The sequence below is a fragment of the Flavitalea flava genome, from assembly GCF_054461575.1.
Genome location: NZ_JBTLQH010000004.1, coordinates 158,947 through 185,051 on the forward strand (window position 1 = coordinate 158,947; position 26,105 = coordinate 185,051).

Consider the following 26,105-nt stretch of genomic DNA (forward strand, 5'->3'; position numbering starts at 1 on the left):
GGAAAAAATCTGCTAAAGTTTCAGCAAGATAAAGTTTTAGCAAAACAGCAAACCAAATTATTTTATGGGCGGCTTTGAGCGGTTTTATCACGGATCGCTTTGAATTCCGAGCCGTTCTTCCATGTCGGCCAGGACTTTTCGAAAGCCAGTCGTTTGCCAATCTGAAAAAGCAATTGGATATCCTCTATCCCTCCGTCCAGATGCCAGCGTTTGGGGTCAAATTCATCACCCGGCTGATGATAATATTTGGCGGTATATTCATCCTGCATTTGCTGACCATATGTTTTCCCTTTTTCAAGATCATCGATGCCGGCGTCTACGGTCAGCGCAGGAACCCCGGACTTGGCGAAATTAAAATGATCGGAACGGAAATAAAGACCTGCCTCCGGATGCGATTCGGCTGCCAGGTACCGGCCTTTTTTCGCCAATTCTTCTTTCAGATAATCTTCCAGTTCCGATTGTCCTTCCCCGGAAACCGATACATCTTTTGTCCTTCCAAATGTATTGATGACATCGGTATTGATATTGGCTACGGTGGAAGCCAGCGGATATACCGGATGCTGCGCATAATAGGCGGATCCTAAAAGGCCCTGTTCTTCCGCAGTTACGGCAAGAAAAAGGATGGTACGTTCGGGTTTCTCCGGAAGGTTTTTAAAGGCACGCGCCAATTCCAGCAGGGATGCGGTGCCACTTGCATTATCTGCTGCCCCGTTATAGATAGAATCCCCTTTTTCGTCGGGTTTTCCGATCCCGAGATGATCCCAATGGGCAGTATAAATAATATATTCTTCAGGTCTTTTGGTTCCGGTGATCCTGGCCAGAACGTTGTGAGATTGGTTATAAACTTCTTTTACCCTTAACGATGCGGATATTTTAAGATCTAATCCCTGAGGCTTGAATCCGTGGCTATGCGCTATGGTTAGCAGACCGCTGTCTTTTCCCGCAACAGCGAGCATTTTTTTTCCTGCCGGTTCCGTGATCCAGCCCTGTATGGCCAATTGGTACTGAGGATTCCCTCTTGTATCCAGATGAAGCTTCACGCCGCCATTCGAGCTTTGCACGACGGTAAAAGGGTAGGAGGCTGCCTTTGTATTGTGAATGATCAGACAAGCCTTTGCTCCCTGGCGGGCCGCTTCCTCATATTTATAGGTCCATCTTCCATAATAAGTCATCGTATGGCCTTTGAATAACGTTGAGTCATAAAATCCGGGATCATTGACCATCACCAACACCGTTTTGCCTTTAACGTCTATTCCCGCATAATCATTCCAGTTATATTCTGGGGCAACGATGCCAAAACCGACAAATACAACTTCATTTTTATCGAGGGTGACAAGCGAATCAGGCTTTTCCGTCCATATGACAAAATCGTTCATGTTCTGAAGACTGATCGTTCCTTTTCCCGTACTTGCCTGCATCGTAGGCGTCCCTGACGGAGTGATCTCTACCAGCGGCACATCCTGGGTATAGGTGTCCCCGTTTCCCGGCTCTGTTCCCAGATTGGCAAAGGCATGTTGCAGATAGTCGATGGTCTGGGATTCGCCGGTTGTAAAAGGCCGCCTGCCCTGGAATGAATCCGAAGAAAGCACCATGATATGCCCAGCCAGGCTATCTTTATTAAAGGAGACCAGGCTATCTTTCGCGGAAACCGTTTGGGTACCGTTCTGGTTACAGGCAATAACTGAAATGGCCAGAGATGCCAGAACAGAGGACCGGAAAAGACTATTATCCATAAAGCGTTGATTTTAATTTCAGGAAGAAGGAACAAAAATAATGGGTTCTTTCTGAAATAAATCATTCCTCTTACCGATTTTGAAGCCAGCTGATAGCTGCTGCTTTTACAGGATCGTTCTGGGTCAGGTCATGGCCGGCAGCCTGTATGACCTTATCGGGCAGGATACTGCCTTCACAGATTTTACCGGTGTGATCTGCTTCCTGGCAGACGGTTAGTATTAATAGGGAGCGATCCGATAGTGTATAAGTGGCGTTTGCAGTCGTGAGACCGGCAGTAGGTTCGCCGTATAGAAAAACTTGTTCTTTTCCTTTAAAGGCCAGGGCGACTATTTCTCCGGCGCTGACGGTTTTGCGGCCAGTAAGTACAATGATCGACTTTTGGTCGCACCTGGTCCGGTAGCCTTCAGCGCTAACCCTGCAAAGCACATGTTTGCCCTGAAAAGCTGCCCCATCCCGGTAAGCGATAGGGATTTTCGATCCGGTGGTTACAAAATAGCCGCATATTCCATTGCCCAGTAATGGACCAATCCCTGCAAGCATAGGCCAGCAGTTGCCCCCCGTATTCTTCCTCAGATCGATGATCCACCTGGAGATATTCCGGGAATCCAGCCTGGCAATCATTTGTTGCAGGCTGTCAGCTATCCGCATACAGATCATAGAGTCGGTAGTGCTTACCCAGGGGATAGAGAGGTAGGCAATACTGTCGCTCAGCCACTCGCCTTTTATTTCTCCTACCAGCTCAGAAAGGTCCGGTGGCTGGGACAATCCGGTCGTGTCATTTGTATACATGGCTGCTTTTGCCGGAGGCATAACAAAACTATGGGTTTCGTTAAGCTGCTGAAAACACCAGGTAATGGCAGCATAAGCGTCTTCGCAATTTCCTGCTGATCTGACCCTTTCCCTGGCTGAAGCGATCAATCCTTCCCAGGGGACATAGTCCCTGCGATAATAATTTTTTTGCATGAAATTCAGCGCTTCGTCCAAAAGGCGGCCTGCCTTTTCACTGCAGGGTACCCCAATCGAGTCTTTATTGGCGGGTTTTTGAAGGGGTTGGCCTGGAAGAGGTTGGCCAGATAAGGAATAAGAACCAGAAAACAGGATCAGCAGGAAAAAAAGAAGGGTAAAACGCATTTAATGGAGTATTGGTTAAATGGCCTTTGCTAATAATTCTTCTTTAAGATAGAAAAAAGAAGAATCTCCATAAAATTGTTCCTTTATTTCAGCAGAAGATTCACAATCTTTTAACGGGCTTTGGCAGGATTATGGACCCATCCCTGGCAAAGAATGGGTATCGATGAAGCGAGGGGTATCATAATTGCAGTAGATAACTTATTATATATAATAAAAAACACCAGGTATGACAGGTCTGAAATATAGGTTCTTAATTATTATAACAGGTATATCCATATTGACGGGAATCATACCTGTGACGGAACAGAATCGTGCAACTGCACAGGTATCGGTCAGTTTCCAGGTTTTTTATGATCAATTAAGCCCATTTGGAACCTGGGTAAGTTACCCTAATTACGGCTATGTATGGATGCCGGGTGCAGGAGGGAATTTCCGCCCATATGGAACCAGGGGCCATTGGGTATATGCTGAGGAGGGATGGACCTGGATATCTGATTATAGCTGGGGATGGGCGCCTTTTCATTATGGGAATTGGTTTTATGACGATTCCTATGGATGGATGTGGGCGCCGGGTTATCAATGGGCTCCGGCCTGGGTTACCTGGGGAGAATACGGAGGCAATTATTGCTGGGCTCCTGTTGGTCCCCGCGTAGATATCGGTGTTTCATTTGGTTCTTACCGCCCGCCATATCATTACTGGAATTTTTGTCCGCGGGAGCGTATAACCAGTACGCATATCAGTAATTATTACGTTACCAATATCCGAAATACCACCGTTATAAATAAAATCACCGTAATTAATAATGTAAACAGGGGGAGCGGTCCTGTTTATCTGCGTGGGCCGGCCCCGGCAAATGTGGAAAGGTTTACGCACCGTCAGGTTCGGCCGGTAGCTATACAGGCATCATCGAGACCTGGTGCAGCCAATGTACAGAACGGCCGATTGGCAATTTACAGACCGGCAATCCAAAGAGAGAATTCAACCGCTCGTCCTGCACAATTACGGGATATGCATGCACTCCGGCCAGCTAACTCCTCACAGGGGCGGCCTCAGGGTACGGTAGTGAATAATCCGGGAAACAAGCCAGTAAACTCTCCTGACAGATCTTCCAGGACAGTGCAACAGCATCAGATTCCTGCTCAATCGGTTCAACAGCAACAACGTCCTGCACCTCAGCAGCAACAGCAGCATTCGGTTCAACAGCAGCATCCTGTATCTCAGCCTCCTGGCCGGCAACAATCAACACCGCAACAGCCGCAGCGTCCTATACCGCAGCAACAACCTCCACAACAACAACAGCGCCCAATCCCGCCACAGCACCAGCAGCCGCAACAACAACGCCCACAGCCGCAACAACAACGTCCTATACCCCAACAACAACGTCCGCAGCCCCAACATCCTGTACAACCTGCCCAACAGCAACCCGTTCGTCAAGCTCCTCCTCATCAACAGACTCCGCCCGTCCGTAACCAGCCCCCTCCTCATCAGGAACAGGCTCCGCGACAGGCTCCTCCGCATGAACATTAATGTTAGGCATCGCCTTTTTCTGCATCTTCCCCTTCTTCTTCATCCATTTCTGTCTCCAGGGGATCTGCATCGTAATTTTCGCTCTCCGGTTCTTCGTCAGCCACAGTAGTATCCTGTTCATCTCCTGAGTGAGCGAAATCAAAAAACCATCCCCCTTTTTCCAATAACTCAGCCGGACTTCCTTCTTCCAATAATCCCCCTTCTGAAAGGACGATCACGTGATCCGCATCCCGGACCATGGAATAACGATGGGCAATTATAATAACAGTATTACTGAGCCGGACTTCTTCTATCGTTCTTTTGACTTCTGCCTCGGTGGCAAAATCCAGATTGGCTGTCGCTTCATCCAAAACCAGGATACGGGGTTGGGCCACCAACACCCTGGCGATCTGTATCCGTTGTCTTTCACCTACTGATAACCCTATTCCACTTTCACCAACGATCGTATCCAAACCCTCCGGCAAACGTTGCAAAGTAGATTGCATACCCGCAGCCATAGCCGCTTTTCGAACTTCTTCCAAGGTTGCACCGGGACGTTTGTACCGGATATTATCGGCGAGACTACCCCGGAACAGCGCTCCATCTGTCGATACCATTCCGATCTGTCCGCGGACGGAGAAGGCATCCAGCCCGGAAATGTCCTGACCATCGATGAGAATCATTCCCCCGGAAGGCTCATATAATTTCATCAACAGATCAATTGTTGTAGTTTTGCCGGCTCCGGATGTTCCCACCAAAGCCGTTATCTTTCCCGGAGCAAGGGTAAAACTCACTCCCTTAAGGATTTCCCGGTTGGGTTCATAACTAAAATGGACTTCCCTGAATTCTATTTTACCCTCTTTTATAACCAGTTCCTGACCCGTCTTTTTTTCCATACCGCTATCCAATAACCGGAATGCCCTTGCCAGTGAGGCCACATTTTGCTGCAATTCGACCCATAAACTGGCAAGTGTATCGATCGGGCCATAGAGTCTGTCCAGGTAAGCCACGAACATGACTACATCACCTGGTGTCAGTTTGTTTTCCAGGGTAAGATAACCTCCATATCCAAATACCAAGGCTGTGGACAAATGGGATAGCATAGTCTCCCAGAAAACGTATTTATTGGAAAGGCGGGCCCGGTTGATATAATCCCTGTACGCTTCATCGGCCACTTTTTGCAAGCGTTCAACTTCCCTGTTTTCTGCACCCGACAATTTCACTGTTTTGATCCCCGTAAGACCATCCTGGATCCGCGCCGAAACCTCTTCCCACCTGGAATAATAATTGGCAAGCCCTGTTTCCAGTTTGCCGGATGACCTCCACGCGATCAGTATATAGAATGGAATAGTTATCAGCGCTACCGCAGTAAGGGCTAAATTTTGCCAGCACATGATCGCCAGAATTCCAATCAGACTGATCAGTTCAGGCAGGATCTGCTGGGAAAAGCCATTGACGATACCGGTCACCTCCTCAGATTGATCGATTTGTTTGGCAATGGCAGCACTGGATCGTTTGCTGAAAAAGCTTAGCGGGAGATTGAGCACATGGGCAAATGTGCCTTGAATGAACCGTTGTTCTATCAGACAGGAGAGCCGGGTATTGGTATTCTCTCCGATCCTCCAGAACAGGGTACCGACAAGGTTGATCATAAAAAGCCAGAAAACCGCCCAAAGCAGGGTATTCAACGCTTCGGAAGGCGTACGCGCGGCCACATGGGTTTGTGTATGCGGTTCAGCAGGCTTTGCTGGCTTTTTGCTCTTTTTTTTAGAGACCGTATGTTTTTTCCGGGCGGCAGCCTTTTCCTTTTGGGAAGAATCTTTAGAAAGAGCAGGGGACGACGCGACAGCTGAAATTGTATCATTACCCGGTGTTTCCTTTTCGATCATGGAACGTATGTCTTCTTCTTCACCGGGGTCAAGGCCAAGATCCTTTTGAGCGTTCTCCCGGGCTTGTTTTACAAAGAGGCCGGCTACATCATTAATGGCCTCCCGGTAGATCAAAGGCTCAATCAGGCTTGCTCCCGTGCTTAGAAGTCCAAGGGTAACCACCCAAAGGAACCGCTTTTTATGAGGAATGATCAGTTGGATGATCTTTCTCCAGACGTCTTTTTTTACCTTCTTTTCGACAGCCATACGGGAATAAATTGAAAGGGCCGCGGGGCTCTCTTTAAACCACAAGATCGGACAAAAATTTATTTGGAGCCGGGTGCAAATAAATTTAAATTCGTCCATAACATCCGATTGGTCACGAAACCGTCCATCGATCAACTGTCCACATAAATCTTTCATTCGTATGCATCATTCCCGTAGGACCTTTTTAAAGAACAGCGCCCTTGCTATTGCCGCAACCAGTTTTTTGCCCGGTGACAGTTTTGCAGAAATGCGGAAAAAACGTATTGTAGGGATACAATTATATTCGGTGCGGGATGACATGAAAACAGACCCGGCCGGAACGCTCAAACAACTGGCAGGGATGGGGTATAAATACGTAGAACATGCCAATTATGTGGATCGTAAATTTTATGGGTTTACGGCTAAGGAATTTAAGGGACTGCTCGATGGGCTTGGGCTGAAAATGCTCAGCGGTCACACCCGGATGGATCCCAAACATTGGGACGAAGGGAAAAAGGACTTTACGGATGAATGGAAGCTGACCGTGGAAGATGCAGCTGTCGTTGGTCAGCAATATGTCATCAGTCCCTGGCTCGACGAGAGCCTGCGTAAAACCTATGATGACCTTTTACATTATATGGACGTGTTTAATAAAAGCGGAGAATTGTGTAAGAAGTCCGGAATGAAATTCGGTTACCACAACCATGATTTCGAATTCAGCAGCGTACTGAACAACAAAAAAATATTCGATATCATTTTACAGAATACCGATCCTGAGCTGGTGGCCCAGCAACTGGACATGGGGAATCTTTACAATGGCGGGGCCATCGCGATTGCCGTGGTTATGCAATATCCGGGCAGGTTCGAGTTGATGCATGTGAAAGATGAGATCAAGGCTTCCTCAGGCTCTGAAAAATACGAAAGCACCATACTTGGAGAAGGGATCGTGAATACCAAACAAGTCGTGGATCTGGGAAAAAATTCCGGAGGAACACATCAGTTTATTATAGAACAGGAATCTTATCAGGGAAAGTCTCCCCTGGATTGCGCCAAAGCAGACCTGGCCATCATGAAAAAATGGGGATATTAACTCCCCTTTAGGGGGCTGGAGGGTAGACAACCGAAAATTTGGCCTTTTTATTTCCGATAAACACATCAAATTCACCAGGCTCGGTTACCGTCCTGAACGCTTCATTTACAAAGGCAAGATCATTTTTATCCAGCGTGAAACTCACAATCCGGGTTTCCCCTGCTTTCAAAAATACTTTGGAAAAGGCCCGGAGACGACGCATATTAGGCGTAATGCTCGCATAATGTTCGCGGGTATATAATTCGATAGTATGATTACCCTCTCTGCTGCCGGTATTCTTCACCGTGATGTTGATCTTAAGTTTTCCACCTGTATTCAATTTGTCAGCATTGAGTTCCGGCTCGCCATATTCAAAGCTGGTATAACTTAATCCCCAACCGAAAGGGAAAAGCGGTTTATAACCATCCATCGTCATATTAGAATTAAAAATTTCCCGGATGTCCTCAGTCGGTTTACGATCATAAAGCACCATTTCGCCCATGCTGCGGGGATAGCTGAAAGGTAGGATCCCATCCGGATTATAGTCCCCGAATAAAACATCGCTTACGGCTTCTGCCGTTTTTTTGCCACTCCAGTAAGCCAGCAGGATGCCTTTAACCAGGGGGGCGATACCGGTAATTAACCTGGGTCTTCCTTCCGTAAGGACGATAGTGACGGGCTTTCCTGTTGCCACTGCTGCCTTCACCAGCATCACCTGCTCTTCCGGCAGGGCCAGATCACTTATATTGCCCGGGCTTTCCGCATAGGCATTTTCGCCCAGGCATAATATGATCGCATCCACCCCGGATGACGCAGTTTTTAAGGACGCGGTGTCGAAGTTTGCTGCATTTTCAAATCCCGGATTTGTGGTAGTGATTACATTCGAAGCGCCCAGCTTTTCGGAAATAGCCTGATAGATGGTTTTGCTGTCTTTGGGATACCATTGTTCGTCTTTTCCCTGCCAGGTATAACTCCAGCATCCATTCAAGGCACTGATGCTTTGTGCAGAAGGGCCAGCGACCAATACACGGGCATTCTTTGACAAGGGCAACAGATCTCCCTGGTTCTGCAGCAGGGTCATTGCTTCCCTGGCTGCCTGTAAGGCAATGTTTTGATATTCTGTCTTTCCGAACTGAACAGCAGCAGCCTGTTCCGGGTAAGGCTGTTCGAACAGGCCGAGCTTTTCCTTGAGGATCAATATTCTCCTAACGGCATCGTCGATACGGCTCACAGGTACTTCACCTTTTTGTACCGCTTCTTTCAGGAGGTCGAAAAATGAAAAATCATTGGGAACCATACTCATGTCAATTCCGGCATTGACCGCAAGAACTACCGCAGCCCGGGGCGTTGGGGCCACATTATGCCTGGTGTGCAACCGGATAATATCTTCCCAATCGGAAACGATGACCCCCTGGAAACCTAATTCCTTTCGCAGAACCGTTGTCAGCAGGTATTTGCTGGCATGCACAGGAACTCCGTTTATCTCGCCGGAGTTGACCATCAGCGTTGAAGCGCCAGCCTGAATGGCCGCCCGGAACTGTGGAAGATAATACTCCCTCATTTCAATTTCCGGAAGGTAGATGGGAGTTCTGTCCTTACCTGTCCGGGATGCCGAATAACCAAGATAGTGTTTCATACAGCTGGCTACAGCAGAAGGGGACCGCAGACCATCCTCTTCATAGGCCCTGATGGCGGCAGCACCCATGGTCTTCCCGATATACACGTCTTCCCCATAGGTCTCCGGAAATCTTGACCATAAAGGCTGGCGGCCGCAATCCAGCACCGGAGCGAAGTTCCAGCGAACTCCCGAAGCACGCAGCTCTTTGGCAGTTATCTTTGCAACCGATGCAGCCAGCCCGGGATTACGGGTAGCGGCCATTCCTATATTTTGTGGGAATAAAGTGGCATTCAGGGTATAGGTCTGACCATGTATACCATCCAGACCATAAATTACCGGGATGGCCAGCCGGTTCTTTTTAGCGGCATCCTGGATCTGCGTAATGACCGCATGCCATTGATCCACTGTCAGGGCATGATTGGTAACATTTAAAATGGAGCCGACTTTATATTGTTCCATTGCCTTTGCCAGGGATGACGCGTCCAATACGCCGTCCTCGGCAGTTCCGATCATGCCCAGGGTGACCTGGGTCATTTGCCCTATTTTTTCATCCAATGTCATTTTCTGTATCAGGGCATCCGCTTTTTGTTTGCCGGAGGAATTCTGGGCGGAAGAAAACAAGGCGGGGAGGAGGCCTGCAACGAACAGGACCCCAGAAACGACAATGGCAAACTTGCTCATAAAAGATCGGTTAGTCCCGCTCGGATCTATCGGGTCCTGCCGGGAAGGTAAAATTTAAAATTAAGCAGAAGAGCCTGGCTTGCCATCATGAACTTTTGCCTATTTGTGATACTAATTTATCCGGATAAAAAAACCATCCCGGGCTACCGGGATGGTCCTGACCTTAAGTCAGCAGATTATTTCTTGTGGACGGGTCCGGTTAACAGAAGTTTACCGGAGATGTCCATGATTTATCTGTTGATATCATGAATACCTCCTTTTCTTTGATGAGTAATGAAGTTACTAAAATTTGATTATCCGCGTAATTTTATCAGCCATTTTAATAAAATTTTTACAATTACTCCAGCTTCTTCAATTCCTTAATGTAATCATATTGAAGATCTTCGTGCATTGTCCCGATGACCGTCTTTATTTTTTTCAATTGTTGCTGATAAAGATTGGTAAGGACAGGACTATTTTTAATAGGGATATTTGATTCCCTGACTTTCAAACAGAAATAGGTCAGCAATTCGACCTCTGTTTGGGGGGAACCTGTATAACGTACCTGTTTGGAAGTGGTGCGAAGGATTTTTCTCAGGCTTTTTTTGGTCAAATAAAGAGTTGGCCGGGGGAGCTCCTCAAATTCCAGATCGATCTCTTTTTTTATAGTTGAAATATAAGCGGATTCATCCGATGCTTCAAAAAGAAGATAGGTAAGTAATTCCTTATTGTCCTTTTTGAATTTTGCCAGTCTCAGGCATAATTCCAATAACCGGGAAGGGGAGAGGGATGTCATTTCCTGTTTAATCTCATGGATGGTAGCTGCTTTCATGGTGGCGGCAAATCTAAAAAGAAAGTTTCACTAAATTCTGCCGAACATACCTGCCGGCGCTAACAGTCGTTAGTATTTTTGGTATCTTGCGTTACTGTAAACAAAAATCCACGTATGAATAAAGAAGTAGTCATTGTTTCTGCAGTCCGGACCCCAATCGGGAGTTTTGGCGGATCGTTGAAAGATATTTCAGCTACCCGCCTGGGGGCAATTGCCATTAAAGGGGCTATCCAAAAAGCAGGGATCCGTCCCGACCAGGTACAGGAAGTATTGATGGGTTGTGTTTTACAGGCCAATCTGGGGCAGGCTCCGGCCCGCCAGGCTGCAAAATTGGCCGGGTTGCCTGACGAGGTGATCTGCACCACCGTCAACAAGGTATGCGCCAGCGGAATGAAGGCTATTGCTCAGGCTGCCCAGGCTATTGCATTGGGAGATGTGGAAATCGTAGTAGCCGGAGGCATGGAAAGTATGAGTAATGTTCCTTATTATACGGAGAATCTGCGTTGGGGTAACAAATACGGGAACACTTCCCTTACCGATGGGCTGGCCAAAGACGGTCTAACGGATGCCTATGATGGCAAGGCTATGGGAAATGCTGCTGAATTATGTGCTTCCACATGCGGAATCAGCCGGGAGGAACAGGATACATTTGCTATAGAAAGTTACAAACGTTCCCAGGCTGCATGGGCAGCCGGTAAGTTTGCCGATGAGATCGTCCCGGTCGAGATCCCTCAACGTAAAGGAGACCCGGTATTATTAACCAGGGATGAAGAGCCTTTCAATGTAAAATTCGATAAGATACCTGAATTAAAGCCTGCTTTTCAAAAAGACGGGACGGTAACGGCTGCTAATGCCAGTACCATGAACGATGGTGCTGCGGCTCTTGTCCTGATGAGTAAAGAAAAAGCCGATGCCCTGGGATTAAAGCCGATTGGAAGGATCGTTTCTTATGCGGATGCGGAACAGGAGCCTCAATGGTTCACCACCACACCAGCCATAGCGGTTCCAAAAGCAATAGCCAAAGCCGGCCTTACCATGGAAGATATTTCTTATTGGGAATTAAACGAAGCCTTTGCGGTAGTCGGAATAGAAAACTCCAGGAGAATGAAACTGGACCCGGCCAGAGTCAATGTTAATGGAGGGGCGGTATCGATCGGACATCCTCTTGGTTGCAGTGGAGCAAGGATCCTTGTTACGCTCCTTCATGTCTTGCAGCAAAATAAAGCGAAATTTGGAGCAGCAGGTATTTGCAATGGCGGGGGTGGGGCTTCTGCGATGGTTATCGCTAACCTCCTGGCTTAAATCTTCCGGTATTATACGGTTAACGGCAGGTTAACGGATGTTCATCATTTAATTTTTAAACGAAGCCTTCGTTTGATGGTCTATGATGCGGTGACATGGGTAATAAGACTTAGCCCTTGTAAATTACCGTTTCAAACCATTTTTTAAATTAAAAACATCCACATGAATCGTCAATCACTTATGAAATGCATTTTTAGTTTGTTGGTAACCGTTAGCATTGTAACTGCCGCGCAGGCAAAGGTTGGTTTTACTGAATGGAAAGGTGCGCATCCCTATTATCTTCATGCTTTATCCGATCTCAGGGCCGCACGGTGGATGATTGAGCACCGTCCCGGAAATTGGGAACGGACTGTAGATGAAGCAGAGGCGGTACGGCGTATCGATGCCGCTATCAGTGAGATCAAAAAGGCAGCCATCGATGACGGCAAAAATCTGGAGGATCATCCCCGGGTTGATGAACGCAATGATCATAATGGCCGGCTTCATGAGGCTGTTGACCTGCTGAGAAAAGCACGCCAGGATATCAGCCATGATGAAGATAACCAGTTTGCCCAGGGACTTCAGGCGCGGGCTTTTGGTCATATAGACGGAGCCATCGCCGCAACCAAAAAGGCAATTCATGCCTAATGACAGGATAATTTTTTTCAGAAAAATGTAAAGAACAAATCCCTGCTTCTAAAGAAGAGGGCAAAATAAAAAGGTATCGACGAAAAGCCGCAGCAATGCGGCTTTTCTGTTGAAAATAGTTGACGATTCATTGTTTGAAATATTAGTGGAAGGATCACATAAGGCGCGCATTGATCCGTGCAATTTCGACGCGTAGTGATTTTATCTCCTCCATGACATAGGAGAGGCTGAAATTATCATTTTCGAGTACCATCGATTCGTCTTCAGGAGCATGCTCATAAGCTTTAGCTTTTTTTTCTCCTATCTTTTCCTTTCCATCCCTGAGCGTAGTTAACCAGGTAGTTTGTGCCAGATCCACTTTTATCAGAACATCCAAAGAAATATCAAAATAATTGCTAAGTATAAGCAACTCTTCCACATTAGGCTCACTAATCCCATTCTCCCAATTGCCGATGGTAGTTTGGCCTTTTTTGACCAAGGACCCAATAGTAGATTGGTTTTCAGATAAATTTTTTCTTAAATATTTTATGTTCTTTCCTAAAAACTGCATGTTGTAAAAATAAAAATTCCCAAAATAATTAGTAATATCAAAATTGATGGTATATTTGGGCTTTCGTATAAGTATTATAAATGTAAGCCAAAAAAATTGCTAAATCTTATATCAGTACATTTTTTAATTAATTCTTCTTTTTTTAAGAAAAAGAATTCTTTTGGCCCATTTAGGAAAGCAGGGTAGTCGGAAGCAATGAAATGATTTATCAATACCTATTAATCTGGAACTATGAACACTTCACTCGGTCATTTGCCGGTCCTTAAACGGGATCAAATCGATAGGATCACCAAGGTCATCATAAATTGTATTCACCCTGAAAAGGTCATTCTTTTTGGGTTGTTCGGCACTTCAGGGGCCGGCGGGAATGTGATAGCCACTTCTCAATTTCCATCCTGGACAGGTAGTTATGATCTTCTGGTAATTATGCGGCGGGGTGACCGTCGTCCGGATCAGGAATTACAGGAATTGATCACGAACCGGTGCCGTAGTGTTACGCCTGTAACGGTGCTGGTGCATGACATAGAATACATTAATGATCAATTGTCTGAAGGGAATTATTTTTTTTCCTCCATCCTTCAGGAAGCTGTTCTGTTGTATGATGCCGGTTCCTGTCCTTTCGTAAAGGCAACCCCTCCGGATCTGTTTCTTATAAAAACAAAGGCCCGGCGGGATTTTGAAAGGTGGTGGTTTCAGGGAAAGGCGTTTTTCAGAAGTGCATTGTTTAACCGGCAGCAAAAACAAATGAATATTGCTGTTTTTCTTCTTCACCAGGCTGCTGAACATGCTTATCAGGCCATTTTGCTGGTTTTTACCGGTTATAAGCCCTGTACGCATAATTTAGATAAACTAAGGCGTTATACCTGCAGGTTTTCGATCGAGCTTGCCATGTTGTTTCCCGGTAACAGTAAAGCAGAAGAGTCTTTGTTCAGATTACTGTTATACAGCTATATAGATGCCAGATATAAAGAAGGTTATTCTATTGGAGAAGATGACCTTGATCAATTAACAGAAAGGATTGATCATCTATTATCTTTAGCTGAACGGCTTTGCAGGAACAGGTTTGTCCTGCTTGATAAAATGCTGGCTGAAAAGTAGTTATACCGGAAAGTTATATCAGTAAGAAAAAACAGTTATCCTTGTTTGGCCAGGTCTGCAATCGTCTTCTTCTCCAGGAGTTTAAGGTTGGCATCCCTAACCTGGGACATAACTGTACGTAATCCGCAATGTTTTTCATCGCAGTTTTTACATTTTTCATAAAAGTAAAGACTCACGCAGGGTAGAAGAGAAATAGGGCCGTCCAGTAAACGCATAACCGTCGCCAATTGAACGTCTTTCGGGTTTTTCCCAAAATAATATCCTCCACCCTTTCCTTTTTTACTTTCCAGAATTCCGGCATTTTTCAACTCGAGCAGAATGTTCTCCAGGAATTTAAGGGGGATTTTTTTCTTTTTTGAAATTTCTGCGATCAATACAGGCCCTTCTTTTCCTTTTTCGGCCAGGTACATCAGTGCCTGAAATGCATATTGCGTTTTCTTCGAAAGCATACTATTACTCCTGTTTAGTGGTTGGACAATTTTTTCAGAACCCCAATACCTCTTTCATACTGAAAATACCCTTTTTGTCATGAATGAACTCTGCTGCCAGCACAGCTCCCATGGCAAAACCCTGACGATTGTGTGCTGTATGGGTGATCTCAATCGAATCGATGGTCGAATTATACCTGATTTGATGGGTTCCCGGTGCGGGATCTACCCGTTCACTGATGATCTCTAATTCATCTAAGTTATTACTAATATGATTTATCCAGCTTTTTTTACCGGGAATTTTTTCCAGGATCTGCTCTGCAAGGGTAATAGCGGTTCCGCTGGGAGCATCCTTTTTATGTGTATGGTGGATTTCGGTCATGCTAACCTTATAACCCGGATGGGGGGCCATTAGTTCAGCCAAACGTTTGTTCACCTCAAAAAAAATGTTGACACCTATGCTGAAATTACTGGCGTAAAGAAATGTCTTATTTCCTTCCAGGCAATACCGGCGGACTTCTTCAAACCTGTTCAGCCATCCCGTCGAGCCGCTGACAACCGGAACTCCGGCTTGTAAACACCTGATAATATTATCATAAGCACTTTCCGGACCGGAAAATTCGATAGCGACATCTGCCTTTTTGATCTTTTCTGCCGTATTATCTTCTAAATTATCGATCGAAACGGCTAAAACGATCTCATGCCCTTTTGCCACGGCAATTTCTTCAATCGCTTTTCCCATTTTGCCATAACCGATGAGCGCAATCTTCATGTTGGAGCTAATTATTGCGGCAATAATAAATTAAATTGTTGAATTTTCCATGAGGAGTTCAGGGAAGGGGAATGGGCTTGTAGCGGGGTTTATGTAATTCAAAGGCAACACCGACGCCCGTGACATTACTTTGAGCCGATGAGCCCGGAGTCAAATGGAAACTTAATTCACTGCTGATGTCGAAATTCATCAAATGGGCGTCCACTGTTGCGTCTACAATCTGGAGACCCCAGAATAGCAGGAAGAACAGCACAGAATAATCCTGGTCTTTGCGATATTCATTACGATAGGTCCTTATAGCATTATCATCCTTACTCTTTACTAAACTGCTCAGGTGCGGATCTACTTTGTTCAGGCTATCCTGGTCGGTCGTGCCATTTAAAACGACGGCCAGGGCATACTGGCACTTTTGATACCAGCTTTTATTATAAAAAAAGGTATAGGCCGGGATACCTACGGCAGCGTATACGAGAGGAAGTTTCCAATATTTCCGGTTATAAATCTGGCCAAGACCGGGGCAAAAAGTCGAATAAAGCGTGGCTTTATGCGGATCATGTTTTTTCCGGGTGGCGGAATCGACTTTATAGGGAGAATCAGTAGTGTTTTCTTTTTTGGGTTTCAGGGTGTCTGTAACATTGATTCCAACACCTTCTTTCCCCTTGATAAAAGAGGGGATGGTATCGTTTTCTTTCTGCTGGCAAAAGGACTTAGTTTGCAATAAAAGCAGGCTCCCTAAAAGTAAAAAATGCCAAACCCTCTTCATACGCTGGATACTTAGTTAACAGAAACCCCCAATTGGTCCAACAGTTTGTTTAATTCCTGCAGGGAGTAATACTCAATGGAAATGCTTCCTTCTCCTTTTTTATTGTGATTGAGTTTTACCCGGGTGCTGAAATGCGAGGCTAAGTTATCTTCAATTCTTTTGAAAGCCTCCGGTATAGCGGGTTTTACCGAATTTTTAACAGCGGGCTGATCTTTGTAGAGCCTGCGGACCAGCTCTTCTGTTTGTCTCACAGAAAGGCCTTTGTTCTTTATTTCATGGAAGAGATAAAGCTGTTTGTCGACAGTGTCTACATTTACCAGCGCGCGGGCATGTCCCATCGACAATTGATTGCTGCGAACGGCAACCTGTATATCCGGCGGTAATTTTAACAGGCGTATATAGTTGGCAACTGTGCTTCTTTCTTTCCCCATACGTTCTGCTACCTGTTCCTGCGTATAGTTCAACTCCTCCATCATCCTTTTGTAACTAAGGGCAATTTCCATCGCATTCAGGTCCTCTCTCTGCAAATTTTCCAGCAGTGCCAACTCCAGCAATTGCTGGTCATCTGCCTGTCTGACATAAGCCGGAATATCCTTCAGTTCTGCGATTTTCGATGCCCGGAAACGACGTTCTCCGGAGATTAACCGGTATTTGCCCGTAGGCAGTTTGGATACGGTTATGGGTTGAATGATGTCGTGGAGTCTTATCGATTGCGCCAATTCCTGCAAAGCCTGTTCATCAAAATCATGACGGGGTTGCCGGGGATTGGCCTCAATCTGCTCCAGCGGGATCCGGAGCATGTTGGTAACCGCTTCGACCACGGATGTTTTAAGCCCTCCTGCGTTGGTTTTCAGATCCGAATCGATGCTCTGTAATAAAGACCTGATTCCTTTTCCTAAGGCCTCTTTATCTTTTTTATTGGGGGTGGTCATGTTTTTTTTATTCTAAGATTCTTTCCTCTTGTTTGATCCTTGTCATATTATTCTTTTGCAGAATTTCTTTAGCCAGATTCAGATAGTTAATGGAACCTTTGCTGAAAGCATCATACAGGATCACGGGTTTACCAACGCTGGGGGCCTCACTGATCTTTGTGTTCCGATGTATGATGGTATTAAAAACAATCTCATCGAAATGTTTGCGTACCTCGCTGACCACCTGGTTGCATAACCGAAGACGCCCGTCATACATCGTCATCAGGATCCCTTCAATGGCCAATTCCGGATTAAGTCTGCTCTGGACGATCTTGATGGTATTCAAGAGTTTGCCCAGACCTTCCAGGGCAAAGAACTCCGTTTGGACCGGTACAATAACTGAATCTGCGGCAGTCAGGGCATTTACCGTGATCAATCCAAGGGAAGGCGAGCAATCGATGATGATAAAATCATAATCCTTTTTTATCGGCTCGATTATTCCCTTAAACACACTTTCCCGGTTAGGATAATTGATCATTTCGATTTCCGCCCCTACCAGATCGATATGGGAAGGAACGATATCCAGGTGAGGGATTTCTGATTTGAGTACCACATCCTTTATGGGGACATTATTCACCATACAATCGTACAGGCTTTGGGTAACATTATGCAGATCGAACCCCATCCCCGTAGTACTGTTTGCCTGCGGATCGGCATCTACCAGCAGCGTTCTGAACTCCAGGACAGCAAAGCTTGCCGCCAGGTTGATCGCTGAAGTAGTTTTACCTACACCGCCTTTCTGATTTGCGACTCCAATTGTTCTTGCCATAATTTATAAATGCTCCATCTGAACGTTCTCAAAAGGATTATTGTGATTTTCTAATATATGAATGCAGTCTTTCCTTAAATTATCTTATCCATCTTCTTTCACTTAATCGACTACAATCCCGGTAAAATTGTCACCAATTGGCAAAATGACAAAATTTAATTTTTCCCATAGTCAGTGATCCCCGTTTTTAATGGACTTTATCCTGGCCTTTTGGGCAAATACCACCTGCAAATTCAGACATATACTGATTTATATGTATGTTTAAAGCTTTCAAACCCCTCTTTTCCGGCGGGAGGGGGGCGACAAAAATACATTGTTCAGGATAAATGTGAGAACTTTCCTTTTTCTTTACTGTTAATTAGACAAATTTTTCATGTACACGATTATTTCAGGGACAAACAGGCCCGGTAGCAATACTTTAAGCGTTGCAGCCCAGTACAGGGACCTGCTCCTCAAAAAAGGTGTTGAGGTATGTTTATTATCATTGGAAGGCCTTGATGTTTTACAGCGCAACCCGGCCTATACGGAGATCGAAGAGCGTTTGTTGATACCGTCCCCTAAGTTTATTTTTATTTCACCGGAATATAATGGAAGTATACCGGGCGTATTAAAATGCCTGTTTGATATTTCCGATATCCAAAAAGTATGGTGGGGGAAGAAAGCCTTGTTGACGGGCGTATCAAGCGGCAGGGCTGGTAACCTGAGGGGCATGGAACACCTGACCGGGATCCTGCATTATATGAAAGTCGCGGTCCATCATAATAAACTGCCCATATCTGTGATCCATTCGCTGATCAATAATAATGGAGAGATTACGGATGCCCGCACACTGGATAGCATTCAATTGCAGCTGGATGAGTTTATTGAATTTTGATTTCGGAAGGGAAAATCTGATTTTTGCTTAACAAAATGTCTATACATGCGCAACAAGGGGGTTCTGGGGATCATCATCGCAGTTATGATCTTAGTGGATTTTTATGTATTCCAGGTTATCAAATCGCTTAGCCAGGGGGCTTCCTCCCGCGGAAAACTTGTTATTTACGGCACGTATTGGGGGATCTCCCTTGCCGCTCTGGTCCTTTTTGCCCTGCTGCCTTTTCTGAAATTTGCCGAATCGCATAAGTGGAAGAATTATCTTTTCGCAACGATCCTGGGGCTTTTCTTTGCCAAAGTGCTGGCCTCTGTATTTTTCCTGGTGGACGATCTGCGCCGTCTTTTCCAATGGGCATCCGGTAAGCTTTTTTTTCGTGATACGGAAGGGGAAAGTATCAATGATGAAACCATTTCCAGGTCTTCGTTTCTCAGTTGGCTGGGTCTGGGTATCGGGGGAACCCTTTTTTCTTCCCTTATCTATGGTTTTAGTAATAAATACAATTATGAATTGCGCCGGGTAAAATTGTCCTTCGATAACCTGCCGGCTTCCTTCCGGGGTATAAAAATAATACAGCTATCTGATATTCATGCCGGTAGCTTCTCCGATAAACAGGCAGTTCAACGAGGTGTGGATAAGGTAATGAACGAAAAACCGGATCTCATTTTATTTACCGGAGATCTTGTAAATGACGTGGCGGGAGAAATGAAGGATTATACCGATATATTCAGCCAGCTAAAAGCACCGATGGGGGTATTTTCAACCTTGGGGAATCATGATTACGGTGATTATGTTTGGTGGGAAACCCCGGAAATGAAAAAAGCCAATCTGGAAAATTTGAAGCATTTGCAACAAAATATGGGGTGGCACCTTCTGATGAACGAACATGTTGCCCTTGAAAAAGGAGGGGAGCAGATCGTATTGATCGGCATCGAGAACTGGAGTGCAAAACTTCGTTTTCCCAAACATGGCAAGTTAAGCCAAGCTTATGCAGGGGCTGAAAAATACCCTTTTAAGATATTAATGAGTCATGATCCCAGCCATTGGGATGCAGAAGTAAGGACACAATACCCGGATATAGACCTTGCCCTGGCCGGCCATACACACGGAATGCAGTTCGGGATCGATATTCCGGGCTTTAAATGGAGCCCGGTACAATATGCATATAAACAATGGGCCGGCCTGTATGAAGAAGGCCGCCAAAAGCTCTATGTTAACCGGGGTTTTGGATTCATCGGTTACCCGGGAAGGGTTGGTATTCTTCCCGAGATAACGGTCTTCGAACTTACATAAGGCCAATTTTTACTATCTGTAATATATATGCGCAAATTTTTGCCTTTTCCTTTTTATTGCCTGTATTGATATAATCTGTTGATGCTTATTGCAAAAGGATTTAAATTTGCCCGATTCATTTTAAGATTTCACGCCTGATGGCCTCCATTTGCAAACGGCCTCAAGGCGCAAAATCACAATGAATTGCCCGCCTGTAGCGGGTTGTGGGGATTTGTCTCCCCGGATTAACGAGTCGTTAAAGCATTTTAACACACGGATAAAAGATTCGCATGTAATTTCATCCATTATTTTGAACCAAAAACAGCATCAAAAATGAACAAGAGACAGCCACTTATTGTCCTCTCGATCGTACTTTTAACCCTTACTACTGCTAGCTCTTACGCTCAATCCCTTCATTTTGGGGTCAAGGCCGGAACGGATCTGTTTAAATTAAGCGGCCGTTCATTTGACGGGAAAACACAGGCCGGATTTAGCGGCGGCGCTTACGGGGAAGTCTTTTTTACCCGTCAATGGGGAATCCAGCCTGAATTGCTGTTCAACCAGACAATGGCAAATACGTCTTCTGATTTTAACGCGATCTATCCGGGAACCATCAGCACGAAAATCTCCCTTAATTATATCTCCCTCCCGATTTTACTGGCCTTCAAACCCGTTCCCGAATTATCCATTTTAGTGGGACCCCAATATGGATACTTGGTTTCTCAGACAACCGGTCTTGCTCAATCCAATCCTGCCTATCCTAAAGATGCATTTAAGAAAAATGATATTTCTATTGTATTCGGCGGGCAGTTGAATCTTGGTAAATTCAAGATAGGAGCGCGTTATGTAATAGGGCTGAATGATATCAATAATTACCCCTCCAGTGATACCTGGAAAAACAAAGGTTTTCAGTTCCACCTCGGATACCAGCTGTTTTAGTTAATTGAAAGTTTTGGCATACTAGTTGAAATATGACCAATGGTAAAATATTACCTTAGGTAATATTTTACCATTGGATAAACTATTATTTTTAGACCGTTGCCATTCATCTAAAATTAACCACCATGCGTAAACTAGTTATTCTTTCAGCTTCGTTATTCCTTATTTCAATTACGGGTATCCACGCACAGGGATTTCATCTGGGCATTAAAGGAGGCGCCAATATTTTTAAGGTCGACGGGCAGTCCTTTAATCAAGGGTTCAAATTCGGTTATAATATCGGGGCATTTGCTGAAATCAATTTTACCGGCGCCTGGGGAATTCAACCGGAAGTACTTTTTAATCAGACAAATTATCAAACCGGCGACAAGTTCTCCTCTTTATATCCTGACCAGAATAATATCAAAGGCAAATTGAATTATCTCAGCATTCCCATCCTGCTTAGTTTTAAGCCGATACCTTTCCTGAGTCTTCAGGCAGGGCCGCAATTCGGTATATTAATGAATGGAAATGGATTGGTTCAAAGCGGGAAGGATGCCTTTAAAAAAGGCGATTTTTCGGTGGTAGGTGGCGCGCAGCTCAATCTTGCCAAGTTCAAGGCAGGTGCCCGGTATGTGATCGGTCTGAATGATATCAACGATCTGGGGAATGGAGAAAAATGGAAGAACCAGGGATTCCAGCTTTATCTGGGTTTCCGGATTTTCTAAGTGATCTTTTTTCTAAAGGATATAATTTATTTAATTGTAAACAGGCGTCTCCTTGTAAAAAATTACAGGGACGCCTGTTTTGTTTGGAAACTGACAGAACAGGAATGATTAACAAGATTACCAGGGTTAACAAGATTACCAAGGTTGCTAAGGTTGCTTCTGACAAATAAGGCTGTGCTTTTACTGCATTTGCAGGATACCTTAGCTACAGCCTGATAAGTCGGCAGACCTTGCCCGGTCTTTGTCCGTCTTTTAGTCTTGGCATTAATCTTGAAACCTATATATTTCACCTGTAAAACAGTAGGAATATTCCCCTACAGGTGCTAATTTGTCATTGATTGAATGTAATAGGGAATAGAACCCGGGACTATACACTGCCAGTTTACGTAATTACATGACAGCTCATTAAAAGACGAACGATAAAATGAAAGAATCGAATTTTTTTCTACGTGCGGAAGATGATATGGATTTCATGCCCATCATACCTTTAAATGAAAGTGATAATGAAAACCTGAACGATATTGAAGTTCCAAAAGAACTTCCTGTTCTCCCCCTTCGCAATACGGTACTTTTTCCAGGGGTAGTACTGCCTATTACTGTAGGCAGGGATAAAAGCATCAAAGCAGTAAATGATGCCTATAAATCGGATAAGTTAATCGGCGTGCTTGCGCAAAGGGACAGCAATATCGAAGATCCCGGCGTAGCCGATCTGGAAGATGTAGGTACGGTTGCAAGGATTATAAAGTTGATCAAAATGCCGGACGGAGGTACCACGGTGATCCTGCAGGGAAAAAGGCGGTTTAAAGTTGGAGCCATTACGTCGGAAGATCCTTATTTTAAAGCACAGGTGGTTCTGTTACAGGAAGAAGAAGCCCCAAAGGAGCAGGATTTCGAGGCCTACGTTTCCAACATCAAAGACCTGGCGGCACAAATCATTCAGCTTTCTCCTAATATTCCTTCCGAAGCTTCGATTATTCTGAAGAATATTGAGAATCCTTCTTTCCTCATTCATTTTATTTCCAGCAATCTGAATACGGAATTACATGAAAAACAGCAATTGCTGGAGATTCACCATATTAAATCCAGAGCAGACTTGTTGATGCAATTACTGCAAAGGGAATTGCAGTTTGCGGAATTAAAAAACAAACTCACTAATAAGACAAAGACGGAGCTTGACAAACAACAGCGTGAATATTTTCTGCAGCAACAGTTGAAGAGTATCAAGGATGAATTGGGCGGTGACAGCAATGAAAGAGAGGTAAAGGAAATGCAGAAAAAGGCCGAGCTTAAAAAATGGCCTGTGGCAGCCAAAGATCTGTTTAAAAAAGGAGTCGAGCGGCTGGAGAGAATGCATCCAAGTACCCCGGACTATTCGGTGGTATTTAACCATCTCGATCTTATGCTGGAACTTCCCTGGGAAGATTATACTCCTGACTCTTATGATCTGAAGAAAGCAAAAAAAATACTGGATCAGGACCATTATGGCATGGAGAAGGTTAAAGAACGAATCCTGGAGTATCTGGCGGTTTTAAAACTTAAGGGGGATATGAAAAGCCCTATTTTATGTTTTATGGGTCCTCCCGGAATCGGTAAAACTTCTTTAGGAAGAAGTATCGCCAACGCCATCGGACGGAAATATGTAAGAATGAGCCTGGGTGGGCTGCATGATGAAAGTGAAATCAGGGGCCATCGTAAGACCTATATCGGAGCCATGCCTGGCAGGGTGCTGCAATCCCTTCGTAAGATTAAGTCCTCCAATCCGGTCATTATCCTGGATGAAATCGATAAGGTAGGAAGTGATTTCCGGGGAGATCCATCTTCTGCCTTACTGGAAGTCCTTGATCCCGAACAAAATCATACTTTTTATGATAATTACCTGGAATTGGAGTATGACCTTAGTAAAGTTTTGTTCGTTGCAACGGCCAATGATATCAATACCATTCAACCTGCATTACGTGATAGGTTGGAAATCATAGACTTAAGTGGTTATGCCGTTGAAGAGAAGGTTGAAATCGCCAGGCGCCACCTTGTGCCTAAACAAAAAGAGGCCCATGGACTGAGCAAGCCGGAATTTACGATCAATGATAAGGTACTGGAAAAGATCATTCAGAATTATACCAGGGAAAGCGGGGTTAGGGAGCTGGATCGTCAGTTAGCCTCCCTGATGCGGTACCAGGCCAAGGAATACGCTACCAAAGGCAAACTAAAGGCTAATCTGACGCCTGCCGACGTAGAAAAGGTATTGGGGAAATCCAGGTATAGCAATGACCTCTATAAGGTGGCTAATATGCCGGGCGTTGCCGTCGGGCTTGCCTGGACCAGGGTAGGAGGGGATATCCTTTTTGTGGAGACCAGCCTCAGTGATGGGAAGGGAGATCTTAAACTTACCGGAAACCTGGGCAATGTGATGAAAGAAAGTGCCACCACAGCCTTGACTTACCTCCAATCGAATGCCCGTAAATATAATATCGATCCCGGATTATTTGCCAGGAAAACGATTCATGTGCATGTTCCGGAAGGCGCTGTACCAAAAGACGGCCCCAGCGCAGGCATTACCATGATGAGTTCGATAGCATCAGCCATTACCGGAAAAAAAGTCAAGCCCTACCTGGCTATGACAGGCGAGATCACTCTCCGTGGACAGGTATTGCCGGTAGGAGGAATCAAAGAGAAAATCCTGGCTGCCAAACGGGCCGGTCTGAAAGAGGTCATCCTTTGCTGGCAGAATGAAAAAGATATAGAAGAAATTGACTCAACCTTTATTAAAGGGTTGAAATTCAGCTTTGTAAAAACAATGCAACAGGTGCTTGAGCTGGCCCTGGATTAAGGTGATGACTGTTGCGGGTTGCTTAACAAGTCTGTAATGAACCATTCCCTTTTAATACTTGTTAACTAACTAAGACTTTGATTATAAGTTTTTATGTTGGTTGTTTTAAGGGTTAAAAAACTCCCCCATGTCAATGGGGGAGTTTTTTTTGATCCCCCCCCGGGACTCCTTCTTGTAAATTTTCGTCCCGGGGGGGGATCAAAAAAAATCCAATGCGTTGCGGCCAAGGGGGGGGCCCTTGGCAATCTCCCTTTTTTAAATACAGTTTTTTCCAGAATACAGTTTCTTCCAAGAGATTTTTCTTCTAGAAGACGTTTCTTCCAGGAGACTTTATCTTTGAGGAGACTTTTCTTTCCGGGAGATATTATTTCAAGAGACTTTAATTCCCGAAGACCTTTTTCCCCGGGGCTTTTTTTCCGGCAGGTATTTTTCCGGGAACTCACGGCCGATTGGTATATTGCAGGAGCGGCTTGATCCCGTTATTTCTAATGAGGTTATTTTCAGTTGTCGTTTTATTGGCCATTTTTAACCGCAGCCCGGCCCAGACTTTGGGAGGCAATACTGTTTTTAATTTTCTAAACCTCGCCAATACTCCCCAGCTGGCTGCTTTGGGAGGCATTAATGTTTCGGCGATTTCTGAGGATGTCGGTCTTTCTTTCACAAACCCTGCCCTTCTGAGGTCTTCCATGCATATGCAACTAGACGCCTCTTTCAACTCCTTTTATGCAGGTATTCGAAATTATAGTGTTTGGATGGCGGCTGCCAGTCAACATTTGCAAACGACATTTGCCGCAGGGGTGAATTATTTCGATTACGGAAATATTAGCCAGACCGATGCGGCAGGAAATATCCTGGGCGCCTTTCATCCTGCGGATTATGTGGCGCAAGTGGCCGCCAGCAGACGATATGAAAAGAAATGGTTTTACGGGGTCACCTTGAAATTCATACATTCAGGATATGGTCTTTACGGCTCTTCAGGAGCAGCCATGGATATAGGAATCAACTATTATGATAGTGCCAGGCTTCTGCAGATTGGCCTTACCGCCCGAAATATGGGCGTACAATTTAAATCCTATCAGGGAACAAAGCCGGGGGATCTTCCTTTCGACCTGGAACTTGGGATCACTAAACGCCTGGCAAAAGCTCCTCTTCAATTCTCCTTTACGGCTTTCCAGCTACAACGATTCGATACCCGTTATAATGATACTTCCTTCAACAATTTTAATGGCTTCGATCAACAAAATAAAAACGCATCATCCATTGCTGACAAAATATTCCGCCATTTTATCCTGGCCGCCCAGGTTTATCCGGGTGATAAAGTCGAGATCTCCCTGGCCTATAATTATATTAGGAGGAAGGAGCTGAATATAGGCAGTGAAGGAAATGGTTTCACCGGCTTCTCCATGGGGCTGGGTATATTGCTAAAGAAATGGCAATTAAGATATGCCCGAGGCTACTATCAGAATAATACGGGCTACAACCAACTTGGATTGAACCTGACTTTATCAGACTGAAATTGACCGAATTGGGTTGACCCTGACCTT

22 protein-coding genes are annotated in these 26,105 nt (G+C 45.1%); 11 read left to right on the plus strand and 11 right to left on the minus strand.

What is annotated here, in order from left to right:
* Positions 1-62: 62 nt before the first annotated feature.
* Positions 63-1,733 carry a M28 family metallopeptidase gene (locus ACX0G9_RS06475; protein WP_459064053.1) on the minus strand — a complete coding sequence of 557 codons (1,671 nt, stop codon included), beginning with the start codon at positions 1,731-1,733 and terminating at the stop codon, positions 63-65.
* Positions 1,734-1,803: 70 nt separating this feature from the next.
* Positions 1,804-2,865 carry a S41 family peptidase gene (locus ACX0G9_RS06480; RefSeq protein ID WP_459064054.1) on the minus strand — a complete coding sequence of 354 codons (1,062 nt, stop codon included), beginning with the start codon at positions 2,863-2,865 and terminating at the stop codon, positions 1,804-1,806.
* A gap of 226 nt (positions 2,866-3,091) precedes the next feature.
* Between ACX0G9_RS06480 and ACX0G9_RS06485 the strand changes: the two genes are divergently transcribed.
* Entirely contained in the window at positions 3,092-4,393 is a 1,302-nt protein-coding gene (locus tag ACX0G9_RS06485; protein WP_459064055.1) for a DUF6600 domain-containing protein, read from the plus strand.
* A 2-nt stretch (positions 4,394-4,395) separates the two neighbouring features.
* On the opposite strand, the gene ACX0G9_RS06490 is transcribed toward ACX0G9_RS06485, so the two are convergent.
* Positions 4,396-6,507, minus strand: coding sequence for an ABC transporter ATP-binding protein (locus ACX0G9_RS06490; RefSeq protein WP_459064056.1), 2,112 nt, complete (start codon positions 6,505-6,507; stop codon positions 4,396-4,398).
* A 160-nt stretch (positions 6,508-6,667) separates the two neighbouring features.
* On the opposite strand from ACX0G9_RS06490, the gene ACX0G9_RS06495 reads away from it, so the two are divergent.
* Positions 6,668-7,576, plus strand: coding sequence for a sugar phosphate isomerase/epimerase family protein (locus ACX0G9_RS06495; protein WP_459064057.1), 909 nt, complete (start codon positions 6,668-6,670; stop codon positions 7,574-7,576).
* Between the two features lie 7 nt (positions 7,577-7,583).
* Here the strand turns inward: ACX0G9_RS06495 and ACX0G9_RS06500 are convergent, their stop codons facing one another.
* The gene (locus ACX0G9_RS06500; protein ID WP_459064058.1) at positions 7,584-9,854 is read right to left on the minus strand and encodes a glycoside hydrolase family 3 N-terminal domain-containing protein; all 2,271 of its coding nucleotides are present in this window, start codon (positions 9,852-9,854) and stop codon (positions 7,584-7,586) included.
* 337 nt (positions 9,855-10,191) lie between these two features.
* Positions 10,192-10,665: a hypothetical protein gene (locus ACX0G9_RS06505; RefSeq protein WP_459064059.1), complete on the minus strand. Its 474-nt coding sequence runs from the start codon at positions 10,663-10,665 to the stop codon at positions 10,192-10,194.
* A gap of 114 nt (positions 10,666-10,779) precedes the next feature.
* On the opposite strand from ACX0G9_RS06505, the gene ACX0G9_RS06510 reads away from it, so the two are divergent.
* Both ACX0G9_RS06510 and ACX0G9_RS06515 read left to right on the plus strand, forming a co-directional pair.
* Positions 10,780-11,967 (plus strand): acetyl-CoA C-acyltransferase, encoded by a 1,188-nt coding sequence (locus tag ACX0G9_RS06510; RefSeq protein ID WP_459064060.1) that lies wholly within the window; start codon positions 10,780-10,782, stop codon positions 11,965-11,967.
* Between the two features lie 162 nt (positions 11,968-12,129).
* Entirely contained in the window at positions 12,130-12,594 is a 465-nt protein-coding gene (locus ACX0G9_RS06515) for a hypothetical protein (protein ID WP_459064061.1), read from the plus strand.
* 154 nt (positions 12,595-12,748) lie between these two features.
* On the opposite strand, the gene ACX0G9_RS06520 is transcribed toward ACX0G9_RS06515, so the two are convergent.
* Positions 12,749-13,144 (minus strand): helix-turn-helix domain-containing protein, encoded by a 396-nt coding sequence (locus tag ACX0G9_RS06520; protein WP_459064062.1) that lies wholly within the window; start codon positions 13,142-13,144, stop codon positions 12,749-12,751.
* A gap of 231 nt (positions 13,145-13,375) precedes the next feature.
* Here ACX0G9_RS06520 and ACX0G9_RS06525 point away from each other — a divergent pair, with 231 nt between their 5' ends.
* Positions 13,376-14,242, plus strand: a complete 867-nt coding sequence (locus ACX0G9_RS06525) for a HEPN domain-containing protein (RefSeq protein WP_459064063.1) — start codon at positions 13,376-13,378, stop codon at positions 14,240-14,242.
* A 35-nt stretch (positions 14,243-14,277) separates the two neighbouring features.
* Here ACX0G9_RS06525 and ACX0G9_RS06530 read toward each other — a convergent pair whose 3' ends face one another.
* Genes ACX0G9_RS06530 through ACX0G9_RS06550 form a run of 5 tightly spaced genes read right to left on the minus strand, consistent with a single transcriptional unit; the run spans position 14,278 to position 17,945 of the window.
* Positions 14,278-14,691 carry an RrF2 family transcriptional regulator gene (locus tag ACX0G9_RS06530; protein ID WP_459064064.1) on the minus strand — a complete coding sequence of 138 codons (414 nt, stop codon included), beginning with the start codon at positions 14,689-14,691 and terminating at the stop codon, positions 14,278-14,280.
* A 34-nt stretch (positions 14,692-14,725) separates the two neighbouring features.
* Positions 14,726-15,442: a 4-hydroxy-tetrahydrodipicolinate reductase gene (gene dapB, locus ACX0G9_RS06535; RefSeq protein WP_459064065.1), complete on the minus strand. Its 717-nt coding sequence runs from the start codon at positions 15,440-15,442 to the stop codon at positions 14,726-14,728.
* Between the two features lie 58 nt (positions 15,443-15,500).
* Entirely contained in the window at positions 15,501-16,205 is a 705-nt protein-coding gene (locus ACX0G9_RS06540; protein ID WP_459064066.1) for a DUF5683 domain-containing protein, read from the minus strand.
* Positions 16,206-16,216: 11 nt separating this feature from the next.
* Entirely contained in the window at positions 16,217-17,137 is a 921-nt protein-coding gene (locus ACX0G9_RS06545; RefSeq protein ID WP_459064067.1) for a ParB/RepB/Spo0J family partition protein, read from the minus strand.
* A 7-nt stretch (positions 17,138-17,144) separates the two neighbouring features.
* Positions 17,145-17,945 carry a ParA family protein gene (locus ACX0G9_RS06550; RefSeq protein ID WP_459064068.1) on the minus strand — a complete coding sequence of 267 codons (801 nt, stop codon included), beginning with the start codon at positions 17,943-17,945 and terminating at the stop codon, positions 17,145-17,147.
* Between the two features lie 373 nt (positions 17,946-18,318).
* On the opposite strand from ACX0G9_RS06550, the gene ACX0G9_RS06555 reads away from it, so the two are divergent.
* From ACX0G9_RS06555 to porQ, 6 genes are all read left to right on the plus strand, one after another.
* Positions 18,319-18,819, plus strand: coding sequence for an NADPH-dependent FMN reductase (locus tag ACX0G9_RS06555; protein WP_459064069.1), 501 nt, complete (start codon positions 18,319-18,321; stop codon positions 18,817-18,819).
* A gap of 45 nt (positions 18,820-18,864) precedes the next feature.
* Positions 18,865-20,109 carry a metallophosphoesterase gene (locus tag ACX0G9_RS06560; protein WP_459064070.1) on the plus strand — a complete coding sequence of 415 codons (1,245 nt, stop codon included), beginning with the start codon at positions 18,865-18,867 and terminating at the stop codon, positions 20,107-20,109.
* Between the two features lie 312 nt (positions 20,110-20,421).
* A complete protein-coding gene (locus ACX0G9_RS06565) occupies positions 20,422-21,027 on the plus strand; it encodes a porin family protein (protein ID WP_459064071.1) in 606 nt (201 codons plus the stop codon).
* Positions 21,028-21,152: 125 nt separating this feature from the next.
* Positions 21,153-21,734 (plus strand): porin family protein, encoded by a 582-nt coding sequence (locus ACX0G9_RS06570; protein WP_459064072.1) that lies wholly within the window; start codon positions 21,153-21,155, stop codon positions 21,732-21,734.
* A 424-nt stretch (positions 21,735-22,158) separates the two neighbouring features.
* Positions 22,159-24,561 carry an endopeptidase La gene (gene lon / locus ACX0G9_RS06575; RefSeq protein ID WP_459064073.1) on the plus strand — a complete coding sequence of 801 codons (2,403 nt, stop codon included), beginning with the start codon at positions 22,159-22,161 and terminating at the stop codon, positions 24,559-24,561.
* A 488-nt stretch (positions 24,562-25,049) separates the two neighbouring features.
* The gene (gene porQ, locus ACX0G9_RS06580) at positions 25,050-26,075 is read left to right on the plus strand and encodes a type IX secretion system protein PorQ (protein ID WP_459064074.1); all 1,026 of its coding nucleotides are present in this window, start codon (positions 25,050-25,052) and stop codon (positions 26,073-26,075) included.
* Positions 26,076-26,105 lie beyond the last annotated feature (30 nt).